Here is a 23,246-nt window from a genome sequence, read left to right on the forward strand (position 1 = left end):
TCCTCTTTCACCTCTTGGTCCCGTTGGTCCCGTTGGGCAAGGTCTTGGGCATGGACATGGACATGGGTTGGGACATGGATGTTTTTCTAATTCACATAATATTAGTAATATAATTAACAGCTTGAGCTTTGTTAATAAGCTACAGTTGTAATAATACATGTCTTATGCCACCTTTATAAAAATATAGTAGAGTATTTAATACTCTACTATATTTTATGAATATATTATATTAATGTTACAAAATATGAGCTTTGCTAATACACTTGGTGAAATTTGAAAATACAACTACATACTTTAAGGTTTTTATTTATAAATAAATTAAAGTGCTATTTAGGATTACCGCACACTCAGCTTAAATTTATTACAGCTCTATAATAAATATTTTTATTAAAATTTTATATTTTTCATTTTACTATGTAAAACTTTTATAGATTCATTTTAACTTAAAATAATCATTTGTTAATTAATTTCTCTAATAAAGTTGAAATTTCATCTAACTTATTATCTAAATCTCCTTCACAACATGCATCTTTAATACAATGCTGAAGATGTTGCTTAATAATTACACCATTAGCTTTCTTCAGAAGAGAAACTGAAGATATAATTTGATTAGATATATCTATACAATATCTTTCTTCTTCAATCATTCTCACTATCCCCTCAATTTGACCTCTAGCTATATTTAAATATTTAATTGCATCCTTTTTTTCTTTATTCATAATATATTCCTCCTTAAAAAGAGTCCCCCCTGGGGTGCACATCTATAGTATAACATTACTCTTCAAAAATCAACAGAGCAATTTATTCTACTAGTGATTTTATTGGAATAAGTTACTAAACTGTCCATAACCTTGTTCTTGTAGGTCATTTGCATGAACAAATTTTAACGCCGCACTATTAATACAGTATCTTAAGCCACCTTTATCTATAGGTCCATCTGAAAAAACATGCCCTAAATGAGAATCACTTAATGTACTTCTTACTTCTATCCTGTGCATTCCATAAGTAAAATCTGCCTTTTCAAATATATTATTTTTTACTAATGGTTTTGTAAAAGATGGCCAGCCGCATTCTGAATCAAATTTATCAATAGAACTAAAAAGTGGTTCGCCAGATATTATATCTACATAAATGCCTGGTTCTTTATTTTTATAGTACTCATTGTCAAAAGGCTTTTCTGTTCCATTTTCTTGAGTCACAGTAAATTGTATTAATGTAAGACTCTTCTTTAGTTCTTCTTTTGTTGGCTTATTAAAGTTTCTATTTATCATAACTTTTATGTTCCTTTCTTAATATATATTAATAATTCTATTTATTTGGTTTGAATTACATATAGTAAAAGGGAATAATATCTTAAATATTATTCCCCTGAAAATTTTATTTATCATTTTGCCTTTTTTCTAAATACAAATAAACATTTTCACTCCAATACTTATAAAGTATAGGATCAATAAACTTTACATAATCTAAAAATTCCTCTAGTTTCTTTCGCTTATGCATACCCTTCATTAAGTGTCTTGGATAAGGCATTTCTCTTTGAAAATTATTTTTAGGATCAATAACTTTAAGAGAAAAGTCAGGTTGTACATATAAATCCTTGCATCTTATATCTAGCTTTTTATACTGCATTTTCTTAAAATCCCTTATTAATTCCACCACACTTTTAGCTAGTTTAAAATTAAAGTTATTTTTATTTAAGTATTTATCTAATCGTATTCCTTCAACATAGTCTCTAATAATATAATATCTTCCATGCCCATAGACTTTAGGAAATGAGGAGGATTTTCTTGACCGTCTTAAAACTTCATATTCTTTTTTACATACTTTTTCTTCGTTAAAAATCTTAATTATAGTATGTTCGTCAATTCTATATACAACTCCATTATTTCCTTTACCTAAAAACTCAGAACTTTTGATTATGTTCTCTATTCTTTCACTTAGATAAATTGGATTAGTAAAATGCCTTGACACATAATCCCTCCAAAACATTATTATCTAATACATTATATGCTTTATGTTCAATTAATAATATAGTTTATTTAAATAAAATAACACCTACATTATTGTAGGTGTTTTTTGGTGCAGATGAAGGGAGTCGAACCCCCACGCCGTAGGCGCTAGATCCTAAGTCTAGTGCGTCTGCCAATTCCGCCACATCTGCATGACTGTATAAAAAGTGGTGCAGGTAATGGGACTTGAACCCATACGTACGATGTACACACGCCCCTCAAACGTGCCTGTCTGCCGATTCCAGCACACCTGCTTAAACTTTAACTTTCTTAAATATTATAGCACTAAAAAAGAATAAGTTCAATATTAAATATCAATATTTGCTTAGTATTTAAATGAGAATCCAATGAAACTATGGATTCTCATTTAAATTATATAACAACTTATAAATCTTATAACTAAACTTAACTTTTCTTACATATTCTTCAGTCTCTTTAAATGGGATGTTATGCAAAGTTTTTCCATCCTTTGAATATTCCTCATTAGAAAGCCACTTGTTTACATTTCCTCTTCCACCATTGTAAGCTGCTAAAATAAGTTCAGTATTTCCATTAAATTCTTTACTTAAATTATTTAAATACCAACATCCCATTTTGATACTAATTTCCGGGTCATACATCATATCAACATTGAATGGACTAATTCCTACATATTGTGAAATCCATTGACCCGTTTCAGGCATTATTTGCATTAGCCCATAAGCACCTTTCGAAGAAATAGCTTTTTCATTAAATTTGCTTTCAGTATTTATCACCGATATTACTAAATAAGGATCAACATTATATTTACTACTGTATCTAATCACATACTCCTCATATTTTAGTGGATATGCAAATTTTACGATTGTTTTAAAGTTAATCCCCATTAGCAATAATATGATTAGTATGATTAACATTACACGATTCTTTCTTTTTGCCATCTTTCCCCCTAAAATTATTTAATAATATTAATATTTCATCAAGTTGCTTCTTAGCGTTATCTTTAGTACCATTATTACTTATTACAAAGTCTGCATATTTTAATTTTTCTTCTTGTGGCATTTGGTTATCTATTCTACTTATTGCGTCTTGTAAATTTAGTGAATCTCTTTCCATTACTCTTTTAAGTTGAAGATTCTTATCTACCATAACAAGTATAATGGCATTCATATAAAAATGCAAATTGTTTTCTATAAGAGTTGGGGCATCTACAACACAAATTTTATCCCCATTATCATCATACTCCTTAACTTTTTGAAATATGTCTTTAATAATATAAGGGATAATGATCTCCTCAAGTTTAATTTTCTTTGTGATATCTAAAAATATGGCATTCCCTAACTTTTTTCTTATTAAGTTACCATTTTCATCGAAGAAATCATTCCCAAAATTATCTTCTATTTCCTTTAGTATACTTGGATGCTTTATCATTACTTCCCTAGATATAATATCAGCATCTATTAAGGGAATTTGCTTTTCTTTTAAGAAATTAGATATGGTACTTTTCCCACTTCCTATATTGCCTGTTAATCCTACAACAAAAATCCCACCATCACTTTGCTTCATACCAATTTTCTCCAACACTCACATCTGCAACTAAAGGAACAGATAAGGACAATACATTTTCCATTTCTTCTTTTACAAGAGCACTAACTTGTTCTAATTCATCCTTATATACATTTAAAATTAATTCATCGTGAACCTGTAAAATCAATTTACTTTTCAGCTGTTTTTCTAAAAGCTTTTTGTGAACATTAACCATAGCAATTTTTATAATATCTGCTGCACTTCCCTGAATTGGTGCATTCATTGCCAATCTTTTCCCTAGGGCCTTAACTACTTTATTAGATGAATTAACTTCAGGTATAAACCTTCTACGATTCAAAATAGTTGTTACATAAGAACTACCTTCTGCTTCTTCTACTACTTTATCCATGTATTCTTTTACTTTTGGATATCTTTCTAAGTAGGTATCAATGTATTCCTTAGCTTGTGCCTTAGAAATCCCTAAATCCTGAGCTAAGCTAAAATCTCCTATTCCGTAAACTATTCCGAAGTTAACTGCTTTTGCATTGCTTCTCATAGTTTTTGTAACTTCTTCTACTGGTACTCCAAAAACCTCCGAAGCAGTTTTAGTATGGATATCACTACTATGTGTAAAAGCACTTATTAAGTTATCATCACCAGATATATGAGCCAATACTCTCAGTTCAATTTGAGAATAGTCAGCTGATAAAATCATAGATTCCTCATTAAAAGGAATAAAAACCTTCCTAATTGCTCTTCCATTTTCATATTTAATAGGTATATTTTGCAAATTAGGTTCTGTACTTGATAACCTTCCTGTAGTAGTTACTGTTTGTGTGAAATTGGAGTGTATTCTTCCATCCACATCTATTACAGCTTTTAACCCTTCAATATATGTGGAATAAAGTTTTGTTATTTGTCTATAATAAAGAATCTTTTCTAAAATAGGATGCTTTCCCTTAAGTGCTTCTAGCACTTCTGCATTAGTTGAATATCCTGTCTTTGTTTTCTTTATAACAGGAAGGTCTAATTTTTCAAACAGTATTTTTCCTAATTGCTTTGGAGAATTAATGTTAAAACTTTCATCCGCTAATTCATATATTTCTTTTGTAAGGCTATCTATTTCTTCTTTGAATTTTTTTCCTAAAGTATCTAAAGTAATATTATCAATATTGAAGCCTTCACATTCCATAAGTGCTATTGCCTTAGTTAATGGCTGCTCTATATTATATAGTAAATTTTCCATATTTAATCCTTCAATACGTGTTTTCTGAACTTCATATAACTTTGGAAGGAAGGATAGTCCATTGACGAACAAGTTTTCCTCTTCACCTTGAAAACTTTCTCTTAAATATTCCTCTACTAAAGTCTTTAAACTATATTCAGATTTGGATGACTCAATTAAATAGGCTGCGATTTCAGTATCAAATTTTATAAGTGATAGGTCTACTCCTAACTTTAACATAGCACTATAAGCATTTTTAACACTATGACTTATAATCTTTCCTTGTGATACTTGAAATACTTTTTTTAACCATTGAATAGTCTCTTCCATATTTTCATTTATGAGCTTTTGTATATGGATAGAATAATTATTACCTTCATAATTTAAATAGAGTTTGTTAAGATATAATTTTGAAAATACATTGGTATCTTTCACATCAAAAAGCGCATAAACAGGACTCTTTTCTAAATCTATAATTAACTGATTTAAATCTGAAACTTTATTTATATCTGTGTACTCTGCATTAACTATAGGTTCATCTTTGGCTTCATTAGCATTTCCATTGATTTTTTCTACTTTTTCTAAAAGAGATTTAAACTGAAGTTTATAGAAGAGCTCCCTTATGCCTTTTATATCAAACTCCTCTTTAGATTTAATGGATTCTAAATCAATATCTACTGGTACATCTGTTATTATAGTTGCTAGTTTCTTACTGAAAATTGCTTGTTCACTGTACTCGATAAGGGACTCCTTAAGCTTTTTCCCACTTACTTTATCTAAATTGTTAAGTAAGTTTTCTATATTTCCATATTCCTTAACTAACTTATATGCAGTTTTTTCTCCTATACCCGGCACCCCTGGTATATTGTCTGATTTATCACCCATTAACCCTTTTACATCAATAAATTGCTTTGGTGTTACTCCAAGTTCCGTAATCATTCTTTCCTTATCGTATATTTCTTTTTCTGTCATACCTTTTTTATTTATTACTACTTTTACATTATCTGTAGCTAATTGAAGTGCATCTTTATCTCCAGTTACTATATAGGATTCTATACCATTATTTTCAGCAAATACAGATAAGGTACCAATTAAATCATCTGCTTCATAACCATCAAGTTCAAAAATATTGATAGCTAGTTTAGATAGTAAATCCCTAACTATTGGAAACTGCATAGACAGCTCATCAGGTGTTTTTTTTCTTCCTAACTTATACTCTCCATACTCTACATGTCTAAAGGTTGGCGCTGCTCTATCAAAAGCTGTAACAATATAATCTGGTGTTAATTCATCAATCATTCTTAAGAGCATACTTGTAAATCCATAAACTGCATTGGTATGTATTCCATCTGAAGTTGTTAGCTCAGGTATAGCATAAAAAGCTCTATATAATAAACTGTTACCATCTAAAATGAGTAATCTCTTTTTCTCCATTGAGTCACTTCCTATCTTCTTCTATATATTTTAATAAGGTGTTAAATTCATCACCAGGATAAACTTTTAATACTTCTTTTAATATTTCAAATGCCACAATATTTTCAATAACAATTGAAACAGGCACTACTGCACAAACATCAGATCTTTCATACCTTGTAGTTGTATTTTGCCTTGTGATTAAATTTACAGTTTTAAGGTTTTTTCTTACTGTTGGTATGGGTTTCATATAGGCTGTAATAGCAATATTATTGCCGTTTGAAATACCAGCATCTATTCCCCCACTATTATTAGTATTTCTGCAAACTGTGCCATTATTTAAATACATCTCATCATGAAAACTGCTTCCAATCATAGATGAGTCTATTATATTTCCAAACTCTAGGGCTTTTATACCCTGAATTGACATAATACCCTGGGCTAATATTCCATCTAGCTTTCTATCGTAATGACTATAACTACCTATTCCAATGGGTAATCCCCTTACTTCAACTTTAACTCTACCACCTATAGTATCTCCCTCAAGAGTTAGTTTATCAATTACTCTTTTAGCTTTACTCTCAACTTCTTTATCAAAAACTCGGAGTTCACTTTCCTCAATAACTCTATATATTGTATCATCAAAAATATCTACTTCTTTATCAATTATATGTCCTATACTTTTTACTCTGCTCCTAATATCTATATGTAAAAATTGAAGAACTTCTTTACAAATAGCCCCAACAGCTGTCCTTATTGCAGTTTCTCTTGCAGAGGTTCTTTCTATAGTATTTCTAATATCCCCCGTTTTATATTTCATAAAACCCACAAAATCTCCGTGGCCAGGTCTTGCAATGCCTATTTTTTCAGTACCTTCTGGTTCATCATGAATGGTATTCTGCCAATTATCATAATCTTTATTAAAAATCACTAAAGTTATAGGATTTCCAGTAGTAAATCCCCCTCTTAATCCAGACCAAATTTCAACTCTATCCTTTTCTATTTTCATCCTATTTCCTCTGCCATACCCCTTTTGTCTTCTGCTGAGTTCATAGTTAATGTTGTCTATATTTATTTTAATATTTGATGGCACACCCTCAAGAATTGCTACCAAGGCTTTTCCATGAGATTCACCTGCATCTAGAAATCTTAACATTTATTTTCCTCACTTCTTAGATAAAGTTATTATTTAATTATAGCATTACCAACTATCCATAACAATAATTCCCTTATAGAAACCAATTATCTAGTTCCTACATCATTTTATACTTTAAGCTACCTAAGGACATATAATCAAATACATTGCATATCAATAAAATTTTATAATTAATGAAAACACGCCCTAATTATGAATTAGACCGTGTTAAAAAAGACCAAATTTAAAATAAATTTAAAAAATACTTAAATCGAACTCATGTGACAAGCTTTCAAGAACCTTTATTCCAGCAATACTATTTCCCTTATGATCTAGTGCTGGTCCAATGACGCCAATTCCCATTCTTCTTGGTACTGCTGCCATAATACCTCCACCAACTCCACTCTTAGCTGGGATTCCTATATGTACAGCAAATTTCCCTGAGGCATCATACATGCCACAAGTTACCATTATTGTTTTAATAATTCTACAAGCTTCTCTTGATATAACTCTCTCATTATTTAAAAGTACTCCTGCGTTTGCAAGCAGTGCTCCAATTCTTGCAATATCTTTACAAGTTACTTCCATAGAACAAGCTTTGAAATATACATCTAAGATATCTTCAACATCACCTTGTATTATTCCGTTTCCTTTCATATAATATGCCAAAGCTCTATTTCTATCACCAGTAGCCTTTTCACATAAATAGACATTGTTATTCACATCAATGCTATCATTTCCTGTTATTTTTCTTGTAAACTTTAGTATTCTATTAAACTTTTCTTCAGCAGTGTCACCACTAATTAGGGAAACAGTGGCTATAGCTCCTGCATTTATCATTGGGTTTAAAGGCTTTTTTTGCTTGTTATTTTCTAGGTTTACGATTGAATTAAAAGCTGATTCTGTTGGTTCCATTCCTATTTGAGAAAAAACATATTCAGTCCCATTATCTAAAATAGCAAGCATCAAAGTGACTACCTTAGAAATACTTTGAATAGTGAACTTGGCATCATAATCACCGGCAAAGTGTTCTTCACCATCAAGAGTGGTAACACAAATTCCAAGGGCATTGGGATTAGCTTTAGCAAGTTCCGGAATATATGATGCAACTTCTCCCCTTTTCGACCATTCCTTGTTTTTTTCAATAATATTTTCTAGGACTTTCTTCATTATGATACTCTCCAATCTAAATATAAACATTATAATTACAAACTAATTATATACGTATAAAAATGGTTTTTCAACTTTATTAAAGAATAACTTTTGAACTTTTTTGCTATTTTTTTCTTATATATATTGAAATGGATAAACATCTATGGTAATATAAATTTGTTGATTATTTTATTAAAGATTTTAAGATAATTACTTTCATAAACTATATTTGCCGATGTGGCGGAATGGCAGACGCATTCGACTCAAAATCGAACGGGAAACCATGAGGGTTCGAATCCCTCCATCGGCACCACAAAAAAACCATGTTCAAAAGAATATGGTTTTTTTACGTTATTATAGTATTTACTTTCTTGGATTTTCAAAAGCTGGTGCCGTAGAATTTGGGTCGTCAAAATATTTTCTCAAAGATGATCTAAACTTATACAAAACAAAAACTTATTAATTTCTCATCCATATTGAATGTACCGCCAAGACTTAAAGAATAAATTCTGAATTTATTTTGAAAAGTAATAAAATAAGTAATAATCTTGTAATATTTTTCATAATGTTATATGGAAAAAGGGGTTGATATATTGAAAAGAAAAGTCATAATCATATTTTTATTAATTTTCACCTTAATAAACTTCACTGGTTGCAGTATGATTAGTAAAATTTCTCATGACGAAAAGCCTACAAACTATTACTATACTAATGGGCTTCTTACTTTCTACAAAAATGAAGTTCCACAATCAATGGTGGTGTTTTATTCAGACTTATATAAGGAAAAAACTTTAGATAAAGCTAATTATGTAGATATGGATAACTTTTTAAACTCTTTAAAAACTGAAAACTTTGTAGAAAAGCCTTCAAACTTACCAGAAGTACCATTATATAAGATTTATATAGAATTTGAAAAAATAAAGTATGTTTTAAATATTTACAATGAAAAGTACGTCTCAATTTATCCTTGGGATGGAAAATATGATATGGATTTTGTAGACATGTCAACTATTCCTATAGCCTATAATCTCTACGGAGTTTGCAAATTTTATTTACCTGATAACTAATGTGTACTTATGTAACAGGAACACTTACTACTAAATTACCTCTTCATCTATATGCGAAGTTATAGGTAAATTAACATCATAATTCAAAAGGGTAGACTATAATTAAACAGTCTACCCTTTAATATTTACTTTAAAATATTTTAAGCTTCTAATAAGAAGGCTTCATAACCTCTGCATGCTTCATATATATCAGCTTTACTTGCTATTTCCCATGGTGCATGCATATTATGGAGAGCAACACCTGAGTCAATAACTTCCATTCCATACTCAGCTAAGATATAAGCAATTGTACCACCGCCGCCTTGGTCAACTTTTCCAAGTTCTGAAGTCTGCCATGATACGTTATGTTTATCCATTATTCTTCTTAACTCAGCAATGAACTCTGGATTTGCATCGTTACATCCACCTTTTCCTCTAGCTCCAGTATATTTGTTAAATACTATACCTTTACCAAAGAATGCATTGTTTTGTTTTTCACTTACTGATGGATAGTTTGGATCAAAAGCAGCACTTACATCAGAAGATAACATTTTAGAATTTGCTAATGCTCTTCTAACTTTTAAGTCGCTATAATCTCCCATTAAGTTCACTATTTCAGCTACAGTGTTTTCAAAGAATCTTGATTGCATTCCTGTAGCTCCTATGCTTCCTACCTCTTCCTTATCAACAAGTAAAGTTATACAAGTTTTATCAGTTTCTTTAATATTCATCATAGCTTCGAAGGATGTGTAAGAGCAGATTCTGTCATCATGACCATAAGCCATAACCATTGAGCTATCTAATCCGTAGCTTCTTGCTCTTCCTGCTGGCACAACTTCTAATTCAGCAGAAACGAAATCTTCTTCATCTATTCCGTATTTTTCGTTAAGTAATCTTAAAGCATTTAACTTAACTCTATTCTTAGCTTCCTTATCTTCGATTGGCATACTTCCTATGCAAACGTTTAAGCTCTCACCTTCAATACCCTTTGCTAAAGTTTTAGCCATTTGATCTCCAGCAAGATGTATTAATAAATCTGAAATACCTACTACTGGCTCTTTATCATCTTCACCAATAACTACATCAACAGTAGTTCCATCTTTTTTAATTACAACTCCGTGAATTGCTAGTGGAATAGTAACCCATTGATATTTCTTTACTCCACCATAATAGTGAGTTTTTAACATAGCAAAATCTGAATCCTCGTATAATGGATTTTGCTTAAGATCTAATCTTGGAGAATCAACGTGAGCACCTAAAATTTTAAAACCTTTTTCTACTGGCTCCGAACCAATTAAAAATAAAGCTAAAGTTTTTCCCATGCAGTTTGCATATACTTTATCTCCAGCTTGAAGTTTTTTTCCTTCAGCAATAAAGGAGTTTATATCTCTATATCCTTCTTTTTCTGCAAGAACTATGAACTCGTTTACACATTCTCTTTCAGTTTTGCATTTTGACATAAAATCTATATATCTTTCTGATAACGCAAAAACTTTATCTAAATCCTCTTTAGTATACTTGTCCCAAGCTAATTCATATTTTTTTACTAGCTTACTTAAATCTCCCATGGCTTTATCCTCCTAAAATATGATTTATCTCTTTCATTTTACTAAATAGTTGAATGAATTACAATTAAAATTTCATGAATTGCCAAAGTTTATTATACTTTCTAATAATTCATTTCACTTATTCTTTTTTCAATAGTTTCAACTGGAGTACTATTAGAGGTAGCATGATATCTAAAATTTGCTGCTGCTGCTTCAATTATCACTGCAATATTACGCCCTGGTCTAATTGGTAGTAACATCTTTTCCACAGATACTCCTAAAATTTCTGTATATTCTTTATCTACTCCAAGTCTATCAAAATCCTGTTTATCATCCCAATTAACTAAAGATATGATAAGGCTAATCTTCTTATTTGTTACAATAGAACTACTACCATAAATTGCAGATACATCTATAATACCCATACCTCTTACTTCTAGCATTCCTCTTGTTATATAAGGACAATTGCCATACAAGAACCCATCAATTTCTTTTATATCTACTGCATCATCAGCAATTAATCTGTGTCCTCGCTTAATTAATTCTAAAGCTGTCTCACTTTTGCCGATGCCACTTTCACCTGTAATAAGAATACCTATGCCATAAACATCTACTAGTACCCCATGAATCCTAGTTTCAGGTGCTAGTTCACTATCTAAGTAGTTTGTAATTCTACTTACAAATCTTGTAGATTTAATATTACTTCTAAAAATATTAACCTTATACTTTTTTGCAGCCTGAATAAACTCTTCTTGGAGTTCAAGCCCCCTTGTTACAATAATGCATGGATTTTCAAAAGAAAAAAACTTATCCAATCTTTGTTTTCTAAGTTCTGTGCTTAAAGACTCTAAATAACTCCACTCAGTCTTTCCTACAATTTGAACCCTTTTATTGTCATAATAGTCATAGAAACCTGCAAATTGTAATCCTGGTCTATTAATATCACTAACAGAGATATCAACATTTAAGTTTCCCTCAACTAAAATTTCTAGGTCAAAATTTCTAATTAAATCTTTAACATAAACAGACATACTCTCACCTACATCTAATGTATTTTTTTTGGAGGAACTCTTTTTATTCCATTTAATTGTTGCCTGAAGTTGGATTTAACATTTTCTATGTACTTTTTTCTTAATTCTTCTTGCTCTTTTTTTTCCTCTGCAGTAAGACCTTCATTCTGACTTTTCCTATACAAATAATTTATTCTCTCAATCATTTCTTCGATGTTCATTACATTCATCCTTTCTTTATCCAATAGTTTATTAAACTTAGCAACTTTATTTTGCTAATATAATTATTAACTATAGTATGCAAGACTACCTAAGCATACAGAAAATAATTTCTTAACTATTTTACTATTAATATGGCCATTAATAAAGTATTGTATATAAAATTGACTTATTAATTATGACTAAAAGTAAAGAGCGGTTACTAAAATATATTTAATAACATTTACATCTATATTGTTCTGTGATTTTTGCTAATAAATACACTTTATTAACTGTGAAAATAGAAATAATTAAATAGGTGCTATATCCTTTATGATTGCTATGTATTTTCAATTTCAACAACTAATTAACCTAATGATAATTTATAAATAAGTATAATTGTATAAAATATAATTTGGAATAAATTAACTTTACGACACAGTTCCCTTTTTACATTTATTTACATATGTTGAAATAACTTAGTTTTCCTGAATTATTTAATGGTAATTTTTGTAATTATCCATAACTTTCATTCGAAGCTATGTAAAATTTGTAAAATAACAAAATATTTTGACTGAAGAAAGTATTTAACATTTATTTTGTTCTTTGTTAAACTTATAATATGAAGTACAAATTATAAGTTTAGCGAGGAACAACTATGATCTTAAAAATTCGTATATTAAAACATAAGATTAATTCCTTTAAGAAGCTACTACATTTTTTACTGACATTTAGAAAGCCAACTGACAGAATAGTTGTGTTTTGTTCACAACAGTTAGATCAATATATAGTTCAATATCAAAAGCTACATAAAAAAGCAAGCTAAGTTTTTAGCTTAAAATTTTAAGAAACTCCTAAAAGGAGTTTCTTAACCCTGTACACAAATTAAATTTATCTAAAAATCTAACTCATCCAATTCAAAATTAAGTTCATCTTTATAGAATACAGTAATAAATTCTACGTAGTTTGATTGCTCCTTTGAAACTTCATAGGCTATAAACTCATAATCTAAATCTTCGTCCTCACTAATTTCATCTATTATATCTTCTACATTATCTATTGCTGTATCATTTAAATAGGGAAAGAAATAATCTTCGTACCATGTGTCATCCTTTTCAGTTCCATCATATTCTTCAGCTGCATAACTTTCTGCTCCTGAAACTTCTAAATCGTCAAAAGCGTATTTAAAGCTTACTACAACCACATCTTCATTTTTCTTAATTTCCTTTATGTCATCGAGCCCATTATCTTCAAGCATGTTAAGAATTTTATGTTTATTCAAGTTTATTCCTCCAATACTAAATTATTATTTTAATTATTCTACATAGAAAGTATTATTTCCTCGTATCCTAATATTAACACATATAGTTGGTTATTTTAATATTTTTAATTTACTGTAAATTTAAAAACTACTTATAAAATTTGTCACTTTGTTATATAATTGCTTGTCACTTGAATTACAAAGGAGGATTGTTAAATGAAAATAAACTTTATAGGAGTACCACTTTTCTATGGTTGTGATAGAGAAGGTGTAAACCTAGGTCCAAATGATCTTAGAGAAAAAGGTGTAATAGAATTGCTAGAGAGAAACAATCATGAGGTATATGATTTAGGAAACTTACATGTGCCTGAAATTCTTGAGTGCGATAAATATACTCACCACAATAAAATGAAATATTTAAATGCTATATTGAATGTTAATAAAAATTTAGCTCATCAAGTTTATAGCAGCCTAGAGTCTAAATCTTTTCCACTTGTGATAGGTGGAGATCATTCCTTGGGACTAGGATCTATATCTGGTTGTAGTAAGTATCATGATAATATGGCAGTTATTTGGATAGATGCTCATGGAGATATAAATACACATGAAACTTCTCCATCAGGAAATGTCCATGGTATGCCTCTTGCGGCAGCTATGGGTATTGGTCACGACACACTGACTGACTTATATTACCAAGGTCAAAAGGTAAAACCAGAAAATGTATTTATTTTAGGTGCTAGGGATTTAGATGAAGGCGAGTTAAAACTAATTGAAGACTATAATTTGAATGTGTATACAACAGAAGATATAAGAAAATTAGGTTTAGAAGAAGTAATGAAGAGAGTTCAAAATGCATTAATAGAAAAAAAGATTGATGCCATCCATTTAAGCTACGACATAGATTCTCTTGATTCAACCTTAGTTCCAGGCACAGGCACACCAGTGGCTGATGGCCTATCTGTAGATGAATGTAAGTATATGCTAAAACACTTAATAGAAACTCGTTTAGTTAAGTCTATGGATTTTGTAGAACTAAATACTAAGTTAGAAACAGGAGATAGTACTATTTCCATTTGCATGGATTTAATAGATTATATTTCAAAGCATCTATAATATCTATAAGTACTTTACAAGCAAAAATCCTGCTGTAACAACTAAGTTACAGCAGGATTTCTTTACTTATTTAGTTAGTTGCAAGAAATTTTCTACGTAAGATTTTGCTGCTTCGAAATCATTCTGACTTGGAACAAAATTAAACTTGAAACCTTCCTCTAAAACCTTAAACTTTAGATCCTTTAATCTAGAGTTTATCATAGGAACGCCTTCACCGCTCCATCCATAAGATCCAAAAGCTCCCCCAATTTTTCCTCTGTTAGTGATTGCACTAACATGAGCTAACAGATTCCATGCTGGTTCTACTGCATCTTGGTTTATCGTAGGAGAACCAATTAATATACCGGAAGATTTCTCAATCAAATTAATCATATCTCCCATATTCATAGATGTTATCTCATGAGCTTCAGCTCTAATTCCTTTTTCACTAATAGTGTTGGCTATAAACTTTGCCATTGCTTCTGTATTTCCATAAGCTGATATATAGAATATTTGAATATTCTTGTCCTCAGGGGCATCTTCCTTAGCCCATTGTCTATATAAATTGAAATAGTGCTCTAAATCACTAATATGCACTGGTCCATGACTTGGAGCAATAATTTCCTTATCTAGATTTTCAATTTTATCCAACCCTGCATTAACAAACTTTTTAAAAGGTCCCATAATTACATCAAAATAATATTTCATTTCTGTTTCATAATCACCTGAACAGGAATCAGTAATGCAATTGGTTGGACAGTAATGACAACCCATTACATCACAAGTAAATAAAACTTTATCTTGTTTAACATAAGTAAATATAGTATCTGGCCAGTGTAGATTTGGGGCTGATATAAACTCTAAACTTCTATTTCCTAAATTAATCTCACCATCTGCAACTGCATTATGAAAACTTGTGTTTAATATACCACCTAAATATTTAATAGCTGCTCTTGAACCTACAACCTTTGCCTCAGGATATACTTCTAATAATTTAATCAGGGAACCACTATGATCTAACTCTGTATGCTGAACTACTATGTAATCAACTTTTCTATCACCAATAATGCTTTTTATGTTTTCTAAATAAGTTTCAAAATATCCATCTTTTACAGTATCAATAATTGCAACTTTTTCATCATCTATTAAATAGGAATTATATGTAGTTCCTCTTTTTGTTTCCATAATTATATCGAAAACTCTTAACTCTGGGTTTTCAGCACCAATCCAATAAATTTTATTCTTTAACTCAACTGACTTCATTAATCAAACCTCCATTTGACAAATATTTTACCAAATTATATAACACTACTATTATATAACATATTTCATATTATAGGAATAATTAATATTAATTATTAATTATTCTAATAATTTAGTTAGTGTATCGTTATACATAATGTATTCAAGATGCAAAGCTCTTGTCAATGCCACATACAATAACCTTTTATCTAAGTCATTGTCATTATAATTTTCTTCATTACATTCATAAATAATTGTGGCATCAAATTCTAATCCTTTAGTCATATAGCTTGGAATTATAAGTCTTTCCATATTAATATTCTTCTCACTATTATTAACTAAAATCCAAGAATAAGAAGATTTCTTGCTTAAAACTTTATATAGTTCCTTACACTGAGAATAGTTTTTGCAAACAACTGCTACAGAGTGTTTTTTCTTCTCATGAACTTCTTGAATAATTGAATCAATTATAGAAACTTCATGATTCTTGCTAGGAACCTTAATAATCTGAGGCTTATCTCCATGTCTTAATACAGGTATTGCAGGAGTTAAATGGAGTTTTTGTTTCTCTAGCACCTTATTTGCCAAGTTTATTATCTCAACTGTAGAGCGATAACTTTGAGATAAGGATATATATGTACCATCTTCCCTAAATACACTTTCAATAAGTTTGTTCCATGACCCAATGCCCTTGTAATTATAAATTCCCTGTCCTAAATCTCCAACTATAGTCATAGAATTATTTTGTGATATTTCGTTTAATAAATACATTTGAAAATAGCTATAGTCTTGAGCTTCGTCCACCACAATATGCATAAATTTATCAACTGTATTCCCTTCAAATTTTAACTTTAAATAGGTTAATGGAGTAAGGTCATCACTATCTATTACTTTCTTTTCATGATTATGATTTAGCTCATCCCTCATATATTGGTATAATTTATCCGGTATAGTATCCTTCGCTATGTCTTTAAAAACATTTTCATCATTAAATAAATCAATATAACTCTTATACAAATCTAAAGACTCCCAATTTGTAAAAAACTCTTTTAAAGCTTTAGTACTATGGCTTTTTAAAGACTTCTTTTTTTCATCTCTTTCGTCATAAATATTAATTATTTTTTCACGTTTTTTTTCTTCTGAAAAGCTACTATTAGATTTTATATCCTTAACTTTAAAACCATAATCTTTATCTATTAATTCTTCTAAATCCGAAATTTTATACTTCATTTTGGATTTAAAATATTTTTTAATTTCATCTTTTCTTTTTTTTACTGGTAAATGGGCTAAATCCCTTATATAAAGTCTCTTCACTTCCTTAGAAGTAAAAAGTGTATATCCTTCAACTTCTATATCCTCTACTTCTGTATCCTTTGCTTCCAAGTATTTAATATATCTATCTAAAATAGATTTAAAAACTAACGAGCCCTTTACTTTACTAGATGAAGTTATATACTTTATTTTGTTTGGATATTCACATTCTATGATTTGTGATAGTTTTTCATCCTTAGTAATTATTTTCCCCTTAATTTTCATAATTTCTACGCAAAGTTCTTCAAAAGTATTTTGTTTCACATTATATACACCTAAATTAGGCAGCACATCGGAAATATAATCCAAGAATAATTTATTTGGCGCAACAACTAATATATTACCATTTTTTTCTTCATTACTATACGTATATATTAAATAAGCAAGTCTATGAAGTGCCACAGTAGTTTTTCCAGACCCAGCAGAACCCTGTATTATTATAGGTTTATTTTTATAAGCTCTAATAATTTCATTTTGCTCTCTTTGAATAGTTGCTACTACATCCTTTAGCTTTTTGCTCATGCTTTGCTCTAAGGTAACTTTCAAAAACTCATCAACAAGTCCATCGCCTTCAGCAGAAGTTTTTACAATTAATTCATTAATCCCCTCATCAAACATATCTACAATACTTCCATCTTTCACAAGAAACTTTCTTTTAAGTGAAAGTTCTCCCTCAACAATTCCAGCAGGAGAGTTATAGTACGATTGTCCAAAAGTTCCACTATAGTACAAATTTGCGATAGGTGCTCTCCAATCAATTACTACTTCCTCACTTTGTTCCTCATCATTTAGTCCAAACTTACCTATATAGAAGCTTTCCTCTTCTCTACGCTTTTCCCTAAAATCTATTCTTGCAAAGTATGGTTGTTCCTTTGCCTCCTTATATTTGTAAAGGTTTTTTGTCACAAACTCAAAAACTTTCTGTGCTAGAAGTAAATCATCACTATAGGTTCCTCCAGATGATTTTTTCAATGAAGATATTTTTTCCTCATAGTGGTTGAACTTATTTTCTATCTTTATAAATTCTTCATCTATCCATTCTTTGGTTTTCGAAAACCTGTATCTTTCTTTAATAGTTTGATTTTTTTCAATTGCCATATAACTTCACCTCACTTAAAATTGGGTATTGTATTTCATTGCAAGAATATTATAATAATATATTATAATAATTAAGTCTATATAAAAATAATTTTTAGGAGTAATTTATGATAAAAATTTGCGATAGTGCTTTGGATTATTTAAGAAAAAACAACTATATAATAATATTAAAAATAATAAATACTAATTTATGTTGAGGTACAACTCCTACTAAAACCCCATGGATTGAGGTTAAGAAATCATTTACTCCTACCGATAATCTAGATTTGTATGAATATGAAGGTATAAAAATTTATGTAGACACTAAACTTACTGTTTCGGATAATGCAGTAATAAAATTAAAGAAAACCCCTTCCATATTAGGCAATAAACTATACTTTGAAGGAATTAGCATCATTTAAGCCCATAAATAAAGAGAGCTTTTAGCTCTCTTTATTCCTCTTCTTCTACAAGTTCATACATTGAATCTGCTTTAGACATGTAGAGTATTCCATCTAAATGATCAATTTCATGGCAAAAAGCTCTTGCCAATAATCCTTTAGCATTATATCTAATGCCTTCACCATTCTCATTTAAACCTTCAACTACAACCTTAGTTGGCCTTACAACTTCACCTTCATATCCTACATAGCTTAAGCAACCCTCATAATCACATTCACTTCCACTGCTTTCTACTATTTCAGGATTTATTAATATAATTGGTTCACCACCCACTCTTAAGTCGATAAGAATTACTCTTTTTAATATTCCAATTTGTGGTGCTGCTAAACCAATCCCCGTACCATCATATAAGGTGTCCTTTAAGTCTTGTACTATATCCAAAACTTCCTGATTAATTTCCTTTATTGGTTCACAAGTAGTATTCAATCTATCGTCACCATATTGTAAAATTTCTCTTACTGCCATTGTTAGTCCCCCCTCTTCTATCTGAAATTTTTCCATAAATTATAACCAAAAATATTATAAATTTATTCTTAAACATTATATTGTGATTTTATAAAAAAAGCTACAAAAAGTTACTTGTATTTAAGTTCATCGCTTAGGATTTTACTATTAGTTCCTATATCTTTATTGAAATTGCTCCCTCACTTTGTTAACTCCATTATATAATATTTTTTTATCAAAGAGAACTGGTTTATTTATACTTATTTTTAAATCCTTAAAATTTTATTCCCAAAATAGGAGAGCGAAGTAAATTACTCCGCTCTCCTATTTTGCTTTTCCATCATATCTTTAACTTTCATAAGCCTTGTCAATGCACTTCTTTCATTTTCATCCAGCTTCATTTTTATATATTTTATAGTTTCATTTAACTGAGGAATGGTCATGTATTCAAGAGCATTAACTCTTCTTCTTGTTTTTTCTATTTCATCAGCCATTAGCTGACATGACTTTTCAACCTCTGCTAACTCTAGAAGCTTTGGTAGAATTGAATACAGATGCTCAATAGAATCATCTAGCTCTGAAGATGTTGTAGCAAATCCATAGGGATAGATACTACCAGGATCATTTTCTAGCTTTCTAATAAACTTCATAACTGGTACATTAACACTCATAACATTTTTTTGTTCTACCTGCACAGAAATGCTCTCTTTTGGATAAGCTATTGCTTCTTCAAGAAACTCTGGAGATATAGCAGCGGATGCCATGACAAATTGCTTAAAAGATAATTGAAGCTTGTCTTCAACCTCATTTCTAAGCTTGTTATTATATTTTATGAGTTCTATAAATCTTCTCATAAGCTCATCTTGTTTATCCTTTAATAGCTTATGGCCTCTTGTTGCAGTTACTAATCTCTTTTTGAGCTTGGTGAGCTCCATTCTAGTAGGATTAACATTAAGCCTAGCCATTACTACTCATCCCCTCTTTGAGGTAAATACTTCTCCAAATATTCATCTCTAATTCTCTTTAGCTCTGTTCTAGGTAGTATGGTTAATAGTTCCCAACCTAAATTTAGTGTTTCTTCAATAGTTCTATTAGACGTAAATCCTTGAGATACATATTTCCTTTCAAAGGCTTCTGCAAATTTTGCATATTGTTTATCTGTATCAGAAAGTGCAGATTCTCCTAGAATTACTGCAAGTTCTTTAGCTTGCTTACCCTGAGCATAAGCAGCAAATAACTGATTCATTGTATCTGCATGATCTTCTCTTGTTTTATTTTTTCCAATTCCCTTATCTTTTAATCTTGATAGAGAAGGCAATACATCTATAGGTGGCATAATACCTTTTTTGTATAATTCTCTGCTTAAAATTATTTGGCCTTCTGTGATATAACCTGTAAGATCTGGGATTGGATGAGTTTTATCATCCTCTGGCATAGTAAGTATTGGAATTTGTGTAATAGAACCTGGTTTATCTTTTATTCTTCCAGCTCTTTCATATAACATTGCAAGGTCTGTATACAAGTATCCCGGATAACCTCTTCTGCCTGGAACCTCTTTTCTTGCAGCCGAAACTTCACGTAGAGCCTCACAATAATTTGTTATGTCTGTCATAATAACAAGCACATGCATACCTTTTTCATATGCTAAGTATTCAGCGGTTGTTAGTGCCATTCTAGGGGTAGCTATTCTCTCTACAGCAGGATCATTTGCTAAATTCATAAATAAAACCGTTCTATCAATAGCTCCTGTTTTAGTAAAATCATCTACGAAGAACTGTGCTTCTTCAAAGGTAATACCTATTGCAGCAAAAACAACAGCAAATTTTGAATCTGAGCTTAGAACTCTTGATTGCCTTGCAATTTGAGCTGCTAGTTCAGCATGTGGAAGTCCTGATCCTGAGAATACAGGAAGCTTTTGACCTCTAACTAGGGTGTTAAGTCCATCTATTGCTGAAATCCCCGTCTGAATAAACTCAGATGGATAGTTTCTAGCAACAGGATTTATTGGTTCACCACTAATATCCATTCTTTTTTCAGGTATAATTTTAGGACCGCCATCTTTTGGTCTGCCTAGCCCATCAAATACTCTTCCTAACATATCTTCAGACACTCCTAATTCAAGAGGTCTTCCTAGAAAGGTCGCTTTGCTACCTTTTAAGTTTATACCAGCAGATCCTTCGAAGAGCTGAACCATTGCTTTATCTTCACTAATTTCTAAAACTCTTCCTCTTCTTTTCTCTCCAGTTTGAAGTTCAATCTCTACCAGTTCATCGTAAGTTACGTCTTTTACCTTTTCAACAACCATCAATGGTCCTACTACTTCTGATACAGTCCTGTACTCTTTAAACATCAACTACACCTCCCTCTACAATTAATCTTTGGATTTCTTTATTCAATTCTTCTTCAATTTCATCAATGGAGTCTATTTTACTCTCATCTATATACTTTGATCTTGCTATCTTATCTCTTAAAGGAAGGTCTAATACTTTCTCTAGATAAACACCATTATTTAATGCATTAACTCCTAACTTATAGAAATTAAGAACTAATTTCAGCATTTTATATTGCTTACTTAAAGAAGCATAAGTATCTACTTCGTGGAAAGCATTTTGCTGAAGGTAATCTTCTCTAATAGACTTTGCAGCCTCAAGTTTCAATCTATCACCCTCTGAAAGAGCATCAATACCAACTAGACGAACTATTTCTTCAAGATTCGCTTCTTCTTGCAACAATGCCATAGCTTCAATTCTTAAATCAGTCCAGTCCTTAGCTACATTTTCATTCATCCATGTGCCTATTTTTTCCAAATAAAGAGAATAAGAATTAAGCCAGTTTATTGCTGGGAAGTGTCTTCTATAAGCTAAATTTGCATCTAATCCCCAAAACACCTTAACAATTCTAAGGGTTGCTTGAGTAACCGGTTCCGAAAGGTCTCCTCCTGGTGGAGAAACTGCACCAATAACAGTCAGCGCCCCCTCTCTTTCATCTTCTCCTAAGCACACCACTTTTCCAGCTCTTTCATAAAAGTCAGCTGCTCTTGAACCCAAATAAGCTGGATATCCCTCATCACCAGGCATTTCTTCAAGTCTCCCTGACATTTCTCTCAAGGCTTCAGCCCATCTTGAAGTAGAGTCTGCCATTATAGCTACAGAGTATCCCATATCTCTAAAATATTCAGCAATGGTTATTCCTGTATAAATAGATGCTTCCCTTGCTGCCACGGGCATGTTAGAGGTGTTAGCAATAAGTACTGTTCTCTTCATTAAAGACTCTCCAGTTTTAGGGTCTTTTAATTCTGGAAACTCATTAAGTACGTCTGTCATTTCATTACCACGTTCTCCACAACCAACGTATACCACTATTTCTGCATCTCCCCATTTAGCTAATTGATGCTGAACTACAGTTTTACCACTTCCGAAAGGTCCAGGAACACAAGCTGTTCCACCCTTTGTTACCGGGAAAAAAGTATCTATTACTCTTTGTCCTGTAGTAAGAGGTTCTGCAGGGTTTAACTTTTGCTTATAAGGTCTTCCTTTTCTAACAGGCCATTTTTGCATTAATGTCAATTCTTTAATTCCACTTGAGGTTTCAATTTCGCATACTACAGTATCAACAGTAAAATCCCCAGCTTTTATTGATTTTACTTTTCCCTCAACACCATAGGGAACCATTATTTTTTGAGTAATAATTGAAGTTTCTTTTACTGTTCCTATAGTATATCCACTGTACACCAATTGACCCTCAGTTACTGAAGGCACAAAACTCCATAATCTTTCTCTATCTAATGGAAATACGCTAACTCCTTTTGTCAGGAAGTTTCCAGCTTTAGCTCTTATTGCATCAAGTGGTCTTTGTATTCCATCAAACATAGCTTCCATTAGTCCAGGTCCAAGCTCTACACTTAAAGGTTCTCCAGTTGTTATTACTGGAGCTCCTGGTCCTAATCCAGTAGTTTCTTCATAAACTTGAATAGAAGCCCTATCTCCTCTCATTTCAATTATTTCACCAATAAGACCTTTATCTCCAACTTTAACAACGTCATATATATTAGCTTCATCCATGTCTTTAGCTACAACTAAAGGACCTGAAACTTTTACTATTTTACCAATCTTCAAG

Annotated in this window: 21 protein-coding genes and 3 tRNA genes; 4 read left to right on the plus strand and 20 right to left on the minus strand. The window is 30.9% G+C overall.

The window, feature by feature from the left end; translation table 11 throughout:
* Positions 1–452 precede the first annotated feature (452 nt).
* From B3040_RS14935 to glsA, 10 genes are all read right to left on the minus strand, one after another.
* The gene (locus tag B3040_RS14935) at positions 453–719 is read right to left on the minus strand and encodes a metal-sensing transcriptional repressor (RefSeq protein ID WP_017416184.1); all 267 of its coding nucleotides are present in this window, start codon (positions 717–719) and stop codon (positions 453–455) included.
* A 99-nt stretch (positions 720–818) separates the two neighbouring features.
* A complete protein-coding gene (msrB, locus tag B3040_RS14940; protein ID WP_291574818.1) occupies positions 819–1,271 on the minus strand; it encodes a peptide-methionine (R)-S-oxide reductase MsrB in 453 nt (150 codons plus the stop codon).
* Positions 1,272–1,377: 106 nt separating this feature from the next.
* On the minus strand, positions 1,378–1,971 hold the full coding sequence (locus tag B3040_RS14945) for a protein kinase (RefSeq protein WP_291574820.1): 594 nt from the start codon (positions 1,969–1,971) through the stop codon (positions 1,378–1,380).
* Positions 1,972–2,077: 106 nt separating this feature from the next.
* Positions 2,078–2,161, minus strand: a tRNA-Leu gene (locus B3040_RS14950).
* A gap of 16 nt (positions 2,162–2,177) precedes the next feature.
* A tRNA-Leu gene (locus tag B3040_RS14955) sits at positions 2,178–2,263 on the minus strand.
* Positions 2,264–2,362: 99 nt separating this feature from the next.
* The gene (locus B3040_RS14960) at positions 2,363–2,929 is read right to left on the minus strand and encodes a lytic transglycosylase domain-containing protein (protein WP_291574822.1); all 567 of its coding nucleotides are present in this window, start codon (positions 2,927–2,929) and stop codon (positions 2,363–2,365) included.
* On the minus strand, positions 2,865–3,554 hold the full coding sequence (gene coaE / locus B3040_RS14965) for a dephospho-CoA kinase (protein WP_291574824.1): 690 nt from the start codon (positions 3,552–3,554) through the stop codon (positions 2,865–2,867). The genes B3040_RS14960 and coaE overlap by 65 nt, the downstream gene beginning before the upstream one ends.
* Entirely contained in the window at positions 3,541–6,174 is a 2,634-nt protein-coding gene (polA, locus tag B3040_RS14970) for a DNA polymerase I (RefSeq protein ID WP_291574826.1), read from the minus strand. The genes coaE and polA overlap by 14 nt, the downstream gene beginning before the upstream one ends.
* 4 nt (positions 6,175–6,178) lie before the next feature.
* Positions 6,179–7,309: a chorismate synthase gene (gene aroC, locus B3040_RS14975; protein ID WP_291574829.1), complete on the minus strand. Its 1,131-nt coding sequence runs from the start codon at positions 7,307–7,309 to the stop codon at positions 6,179–6,181.
* 234 nt (positions 7,310–7,543) lie between these two features.
* On the minus strand, positions 7,544–8,458 hold the full coding sequence (glsA, locus tag B3040_RS14980; RefSeq protein WP_291574832.1) for a glutaminase A: 915 nt from the start codon (positions 8,456–8,458) through the stop codon (positions 7,544–7,546).
* 213 nt (positions 8,459–8,671) lie between these two features.
* On the opposite strand from glsA, the gene B3040_RS14985 reads away from it, so the two are divergent.
* Positions 8,672–8,753, plus strand: a tRNA-Leu gene (locus tag B3040_RS14985).
* Between the two features lie 280 nt (positions 8,754–9,033).
* Positions 9,034–9,507, plus strand: a complete 474-nt coding sequence (locus B3040_RS14990; protein ID WP_291574834.1) for a DUF4883 family protein — start codon at positions 9,034–9,036, stop codon at positions 9,505–9,507.
* A 140-nt stretch (positions 9,508–9,647) separates the two neighbouring features.
* Here the strand turns inward: B3040_RS14990 and B3040_RS14995 are convergent, their stop codons facing one another.
* The 3 genes from B3040_RS14995 to B3040_RS15005 form a co-directional block, all read right to left on the minus strand.
* Positions 9,648–11,054: an aminopeptidase gene (locus B3040_RS14995; RefSeq protein ID WP_291574835.1), complete on the minus strand. Its 1,407-nt coding sequence runs from the start codon at positions 11,052–11,054 to the stop codon at positions 9,648–9,650.
* A 101-nt stretch (positions 11,055–11,155) separates the two neighbouring features.
* Complete coding sequence (gene hprK / locus B3040_RS15000) at positions 11,156–12,064, minus strand: HPr(Ser) kinase/phosphatase (protein WP_291574837.1); 909 nt, start codon at positions 12,062–12,064, stop codon at positions 11,156–11,158.
* A 14-nt stretch (positions 12,065–12,078) separates the two neighbouring features.
* Complete coding sequence (locus tag B3040_RS15005; RefSeq protein ID WP_291574839.1) at positions 12,079–12,264, minus strand: DUF896 domain-containing protein; 186 nt, start codon at positions 12,262–12,264, stop codon at positions 12,079–12,081.
* A gap of 635 nt (positions 12,265–12,899) precedes the next feature.
* On the opposite strand from B3040_RS15005, the gene B3040_RS19555 reads away from it, so the two are divergent.
* On the plus strand, positions 12,900–13,067 hold the full coding sequence (locus B3040_RS19555; protein WP_083861702.1) for a Spo0E family sporulation regulatory protein-aspartic acid phosphatase: 168 nt from the start codon (positions 12,900–12,902) through the stop codon (positions 13,065–13,067).
* Between the two features lie 69 nt (positions 13,068–13,136).
* Here the strand turns inward: B3040_RS19555 and B3040_RS15010 are convergent, their stop codons facing one another.
* Positions 13,137–13,523, minus strand: coding sequence for a hypothetical protein (locus tag B3040_RS15010; RefSeq protein ID WP_291574842.1), 387 nt, complete (start codon positions 13,521–13,523; stop codon positions 13,137–13,139).
* Positions 13,524–13,718: 195 nt separating this feature from the next.
* Between B3040_RS15010 and rocF the strand changes: the two genes are divergently transcribed.
* Positions 13,719–14,615 (plus strand): arginase, encoded by an 897-nt coding sequence (rocF, locus tag B3040_RS15015; RefSeq protein WP_291574844.1) that lies wholly within the window; start codon positions 13,719–13,721, stop codon positions 14,613–14,615.
* A gap of 66 nt (positions 14,616–14,681) precedes the next feature.
* On the opposite strand, the gene B3040_RS15020 is transcribed toward rocF, so the two are convergent.
* The 6 genes from B3040_RS15020 to B3040_RS15045 all read right to left on the minus strand — a co-directional run bounded on the left by B3040_RS15020 (position 14,682) and on the right by B3040_RS15045 (position 23,245).
* Positions 14,682–15,857 (minus strand): FprA family A-type flavoprotein, encoded by a 1,176-nt coding sequence (locus B3040_RS15020; RefSeq protein WP_291574846.1) that lies wholly within the window; start codon positions 15,855–15,857, stop codon positions 14,682–14,684.
* A 99-nt stretch (positions 15,858–15,956) separates the two neighbouring features.
* A complete protein-coding gene (gene helD / locus B3040_RS15025; protein WP_291574848.1) occupies positions 15,957–18,245 on the minus strand; it encodes an RNA polymerase recycling motor HelD in 2,289 nt (762 codons plus the stop codon).
* Positions 18,246–18,677: 432 nt separating this feature from the next.
* On the minus strand, positions 18,678–19,151 hold the full coding sequence (def, locus tag B3040_RS15030) for a peptide deformylase (RefSeq protein ID WP_291574851.1): 474 nt from the start codon (positions 19,149–19,151) through the stop codon (positions 18,678–18,680).
* 290 nt (positions 19,152–19,441) lie between these two features.
* The gene (locus B3040_RS15035; RefSeq protein WP_291574854.1) at positions 19,442–20,095 is read right to left on the minus strand and encodes a V-type ATP synthase subunit D; all 654 of its coding nucleotides are present in this window, start codon (positions 20,093–20,095) and stop codon (positions 19,442–19,444) included.
* 2 nt (positions 20,096–20,097) lie between these two features.
* Complete coding sequence (locus tag B3040_RS15040) at positions 20,098–21,480, minus strand: V-type ATP synthase subunit B (protein WP_291574856.1); 1,383 nt, start codon at positions 21,478–21,480, stop codon at positions 20,098–20,100.
* On the minus strand, positions 21,473–23,245 hold the full coding sequence (locus tag B3040_RS15045; protein ID WP_291574857.1) for a V-type ATP synthase subunit A: 1,773 nt from the start codon (positions 23,243–23,245) through the stop codon (positions 21,473–21,475). The genes B3040_RS15040 and B3040_RS15045 overlap by 8 nt, the downstream gene beginning before the upstream one ends.
* Between the last annotated feature and the right edge of the window lies 1 nt (position 23,246).

Origin of the sequence: Clostridium sp. UBA4548 (genome assembly GCF_002387895.1) — a bacterium.
GTDB lineage: Bacteria > Bacillota > Clostridia > Clostridiales > Clostridiaceae > Clostridium_J.

Bases quoted from the DNA above. Each gene is read 5' to 3' on its own strand.
- polA (WP_291574826.1), bottom strand. From the start codon at position 6,174: ATGGAGAAAAAGAGATTACTCATTTTAGATGGTAACAGTTTATTATAT.
- msrB (WP_291574818.1), bottom strand. From the start codon at position 1,271: ATGATAAATAGAAACTTTAATAAGCCAACAAAAGAAGAACTAAAGAAG.
- helD (WP_291574848.1), bottom strand. From the start codon at position 18,245: ATGGCAATTGAAAAAAATCAAACTATTAAAGAAAGATACAGGTTTTCG.
- glsA (WP_291574832.1), bottom strand. From the start codon at position 8,458: ATGAAGAAAGTCCTAGAAAATATTATTGAAAAAAACAAGGAATGGTCG.
- B3040_RS15020 (WP_291574846.1), bottom strand. From the start codon at position 15,857: ATGAAGTCAGTTGAGTTAAAGAATAAAATTTATTGGATTGGTGCTGAA.
- rocF (WP_291574844.1), top strand. From the start codon at position 13,719: ATGAAAATAAACTTTATAGGAGTACCACTTTTCTATGGTTGTGATAGA.
- B3040_RS14995 (WP_291574835.1), bottom strand. From the start codon at position 11,054: ATGGGAGATTTAAGTAAGCTAGTAAAAAAATATGAATTAGCTTGGGAC.
- B3040_RS15035 (WP_291574854.1), bottom strand. From the start codon at position 20,095: ATGGCTAGGCTTAATGTTAATCCTACTAGAATGGAGCTCACCAAGCTC.
- B3040_RS14960 (WP_291574822.1), bottom strand. From the start codon at position 2,929: ATGGCAAAAAGAAAGAATCGTGTAATGTTAATCATACTAATCATATTA.
- hprK (WP_291574837.1), bottom strand. From the start codon at position 12,064: ATGTCTGTTTATGTTAAAGATTTAATTAGAAATTTTGACCTAGAAATT.
- def (WP_291574851.1), bottom strand. From the start codon at position 19,151: ATGGCAGTAAGAGAAATTTTACAATATGGTGACGATAGATTGAATACT.
- B3040_RS15005 (WP_291574839.1), bottom strand. From the start codon at position 12,264: ATGAACATCGAAGAAATGATTGAGAGAATAAATTATTTGTATAGGAAA.
- coaE (WP_291574824.1), bottom strand. From the start codon at position 3,554: ATGAAGCAAAGTGATGGTGGGATTTTTGTTGTAGGATTAACAGGCAAT.
- B3040_RS19555 (WP_083861702.1), top strand. From the start codon at position 12,900: ATGATCTTAAAAATTCGTATATTAAAACATAAGATTAATTCCTTTAAG.
- B3040_RS14935 (WP_017416184.1), bottom strand. From the start codon at position 719: ATGAATAAAGAAAAAAAGGATGCAATTAAATATTTAAATATAGCTAGA.
- aroC (WP_291574829.1), bottom strand. From the start codon at position 7,309: ATGTTAAGATTTCTAGATGCAGGTGAATCTCATGGAAAAGCCTTGGTA.
- B3040_RS15040 (WP_291574856.1), bottom strand. From the start codon at position 21,480: ATGTTTAAAGAGTACAGGACTGTATCAGAAGTAGTAGGACCATTGATG.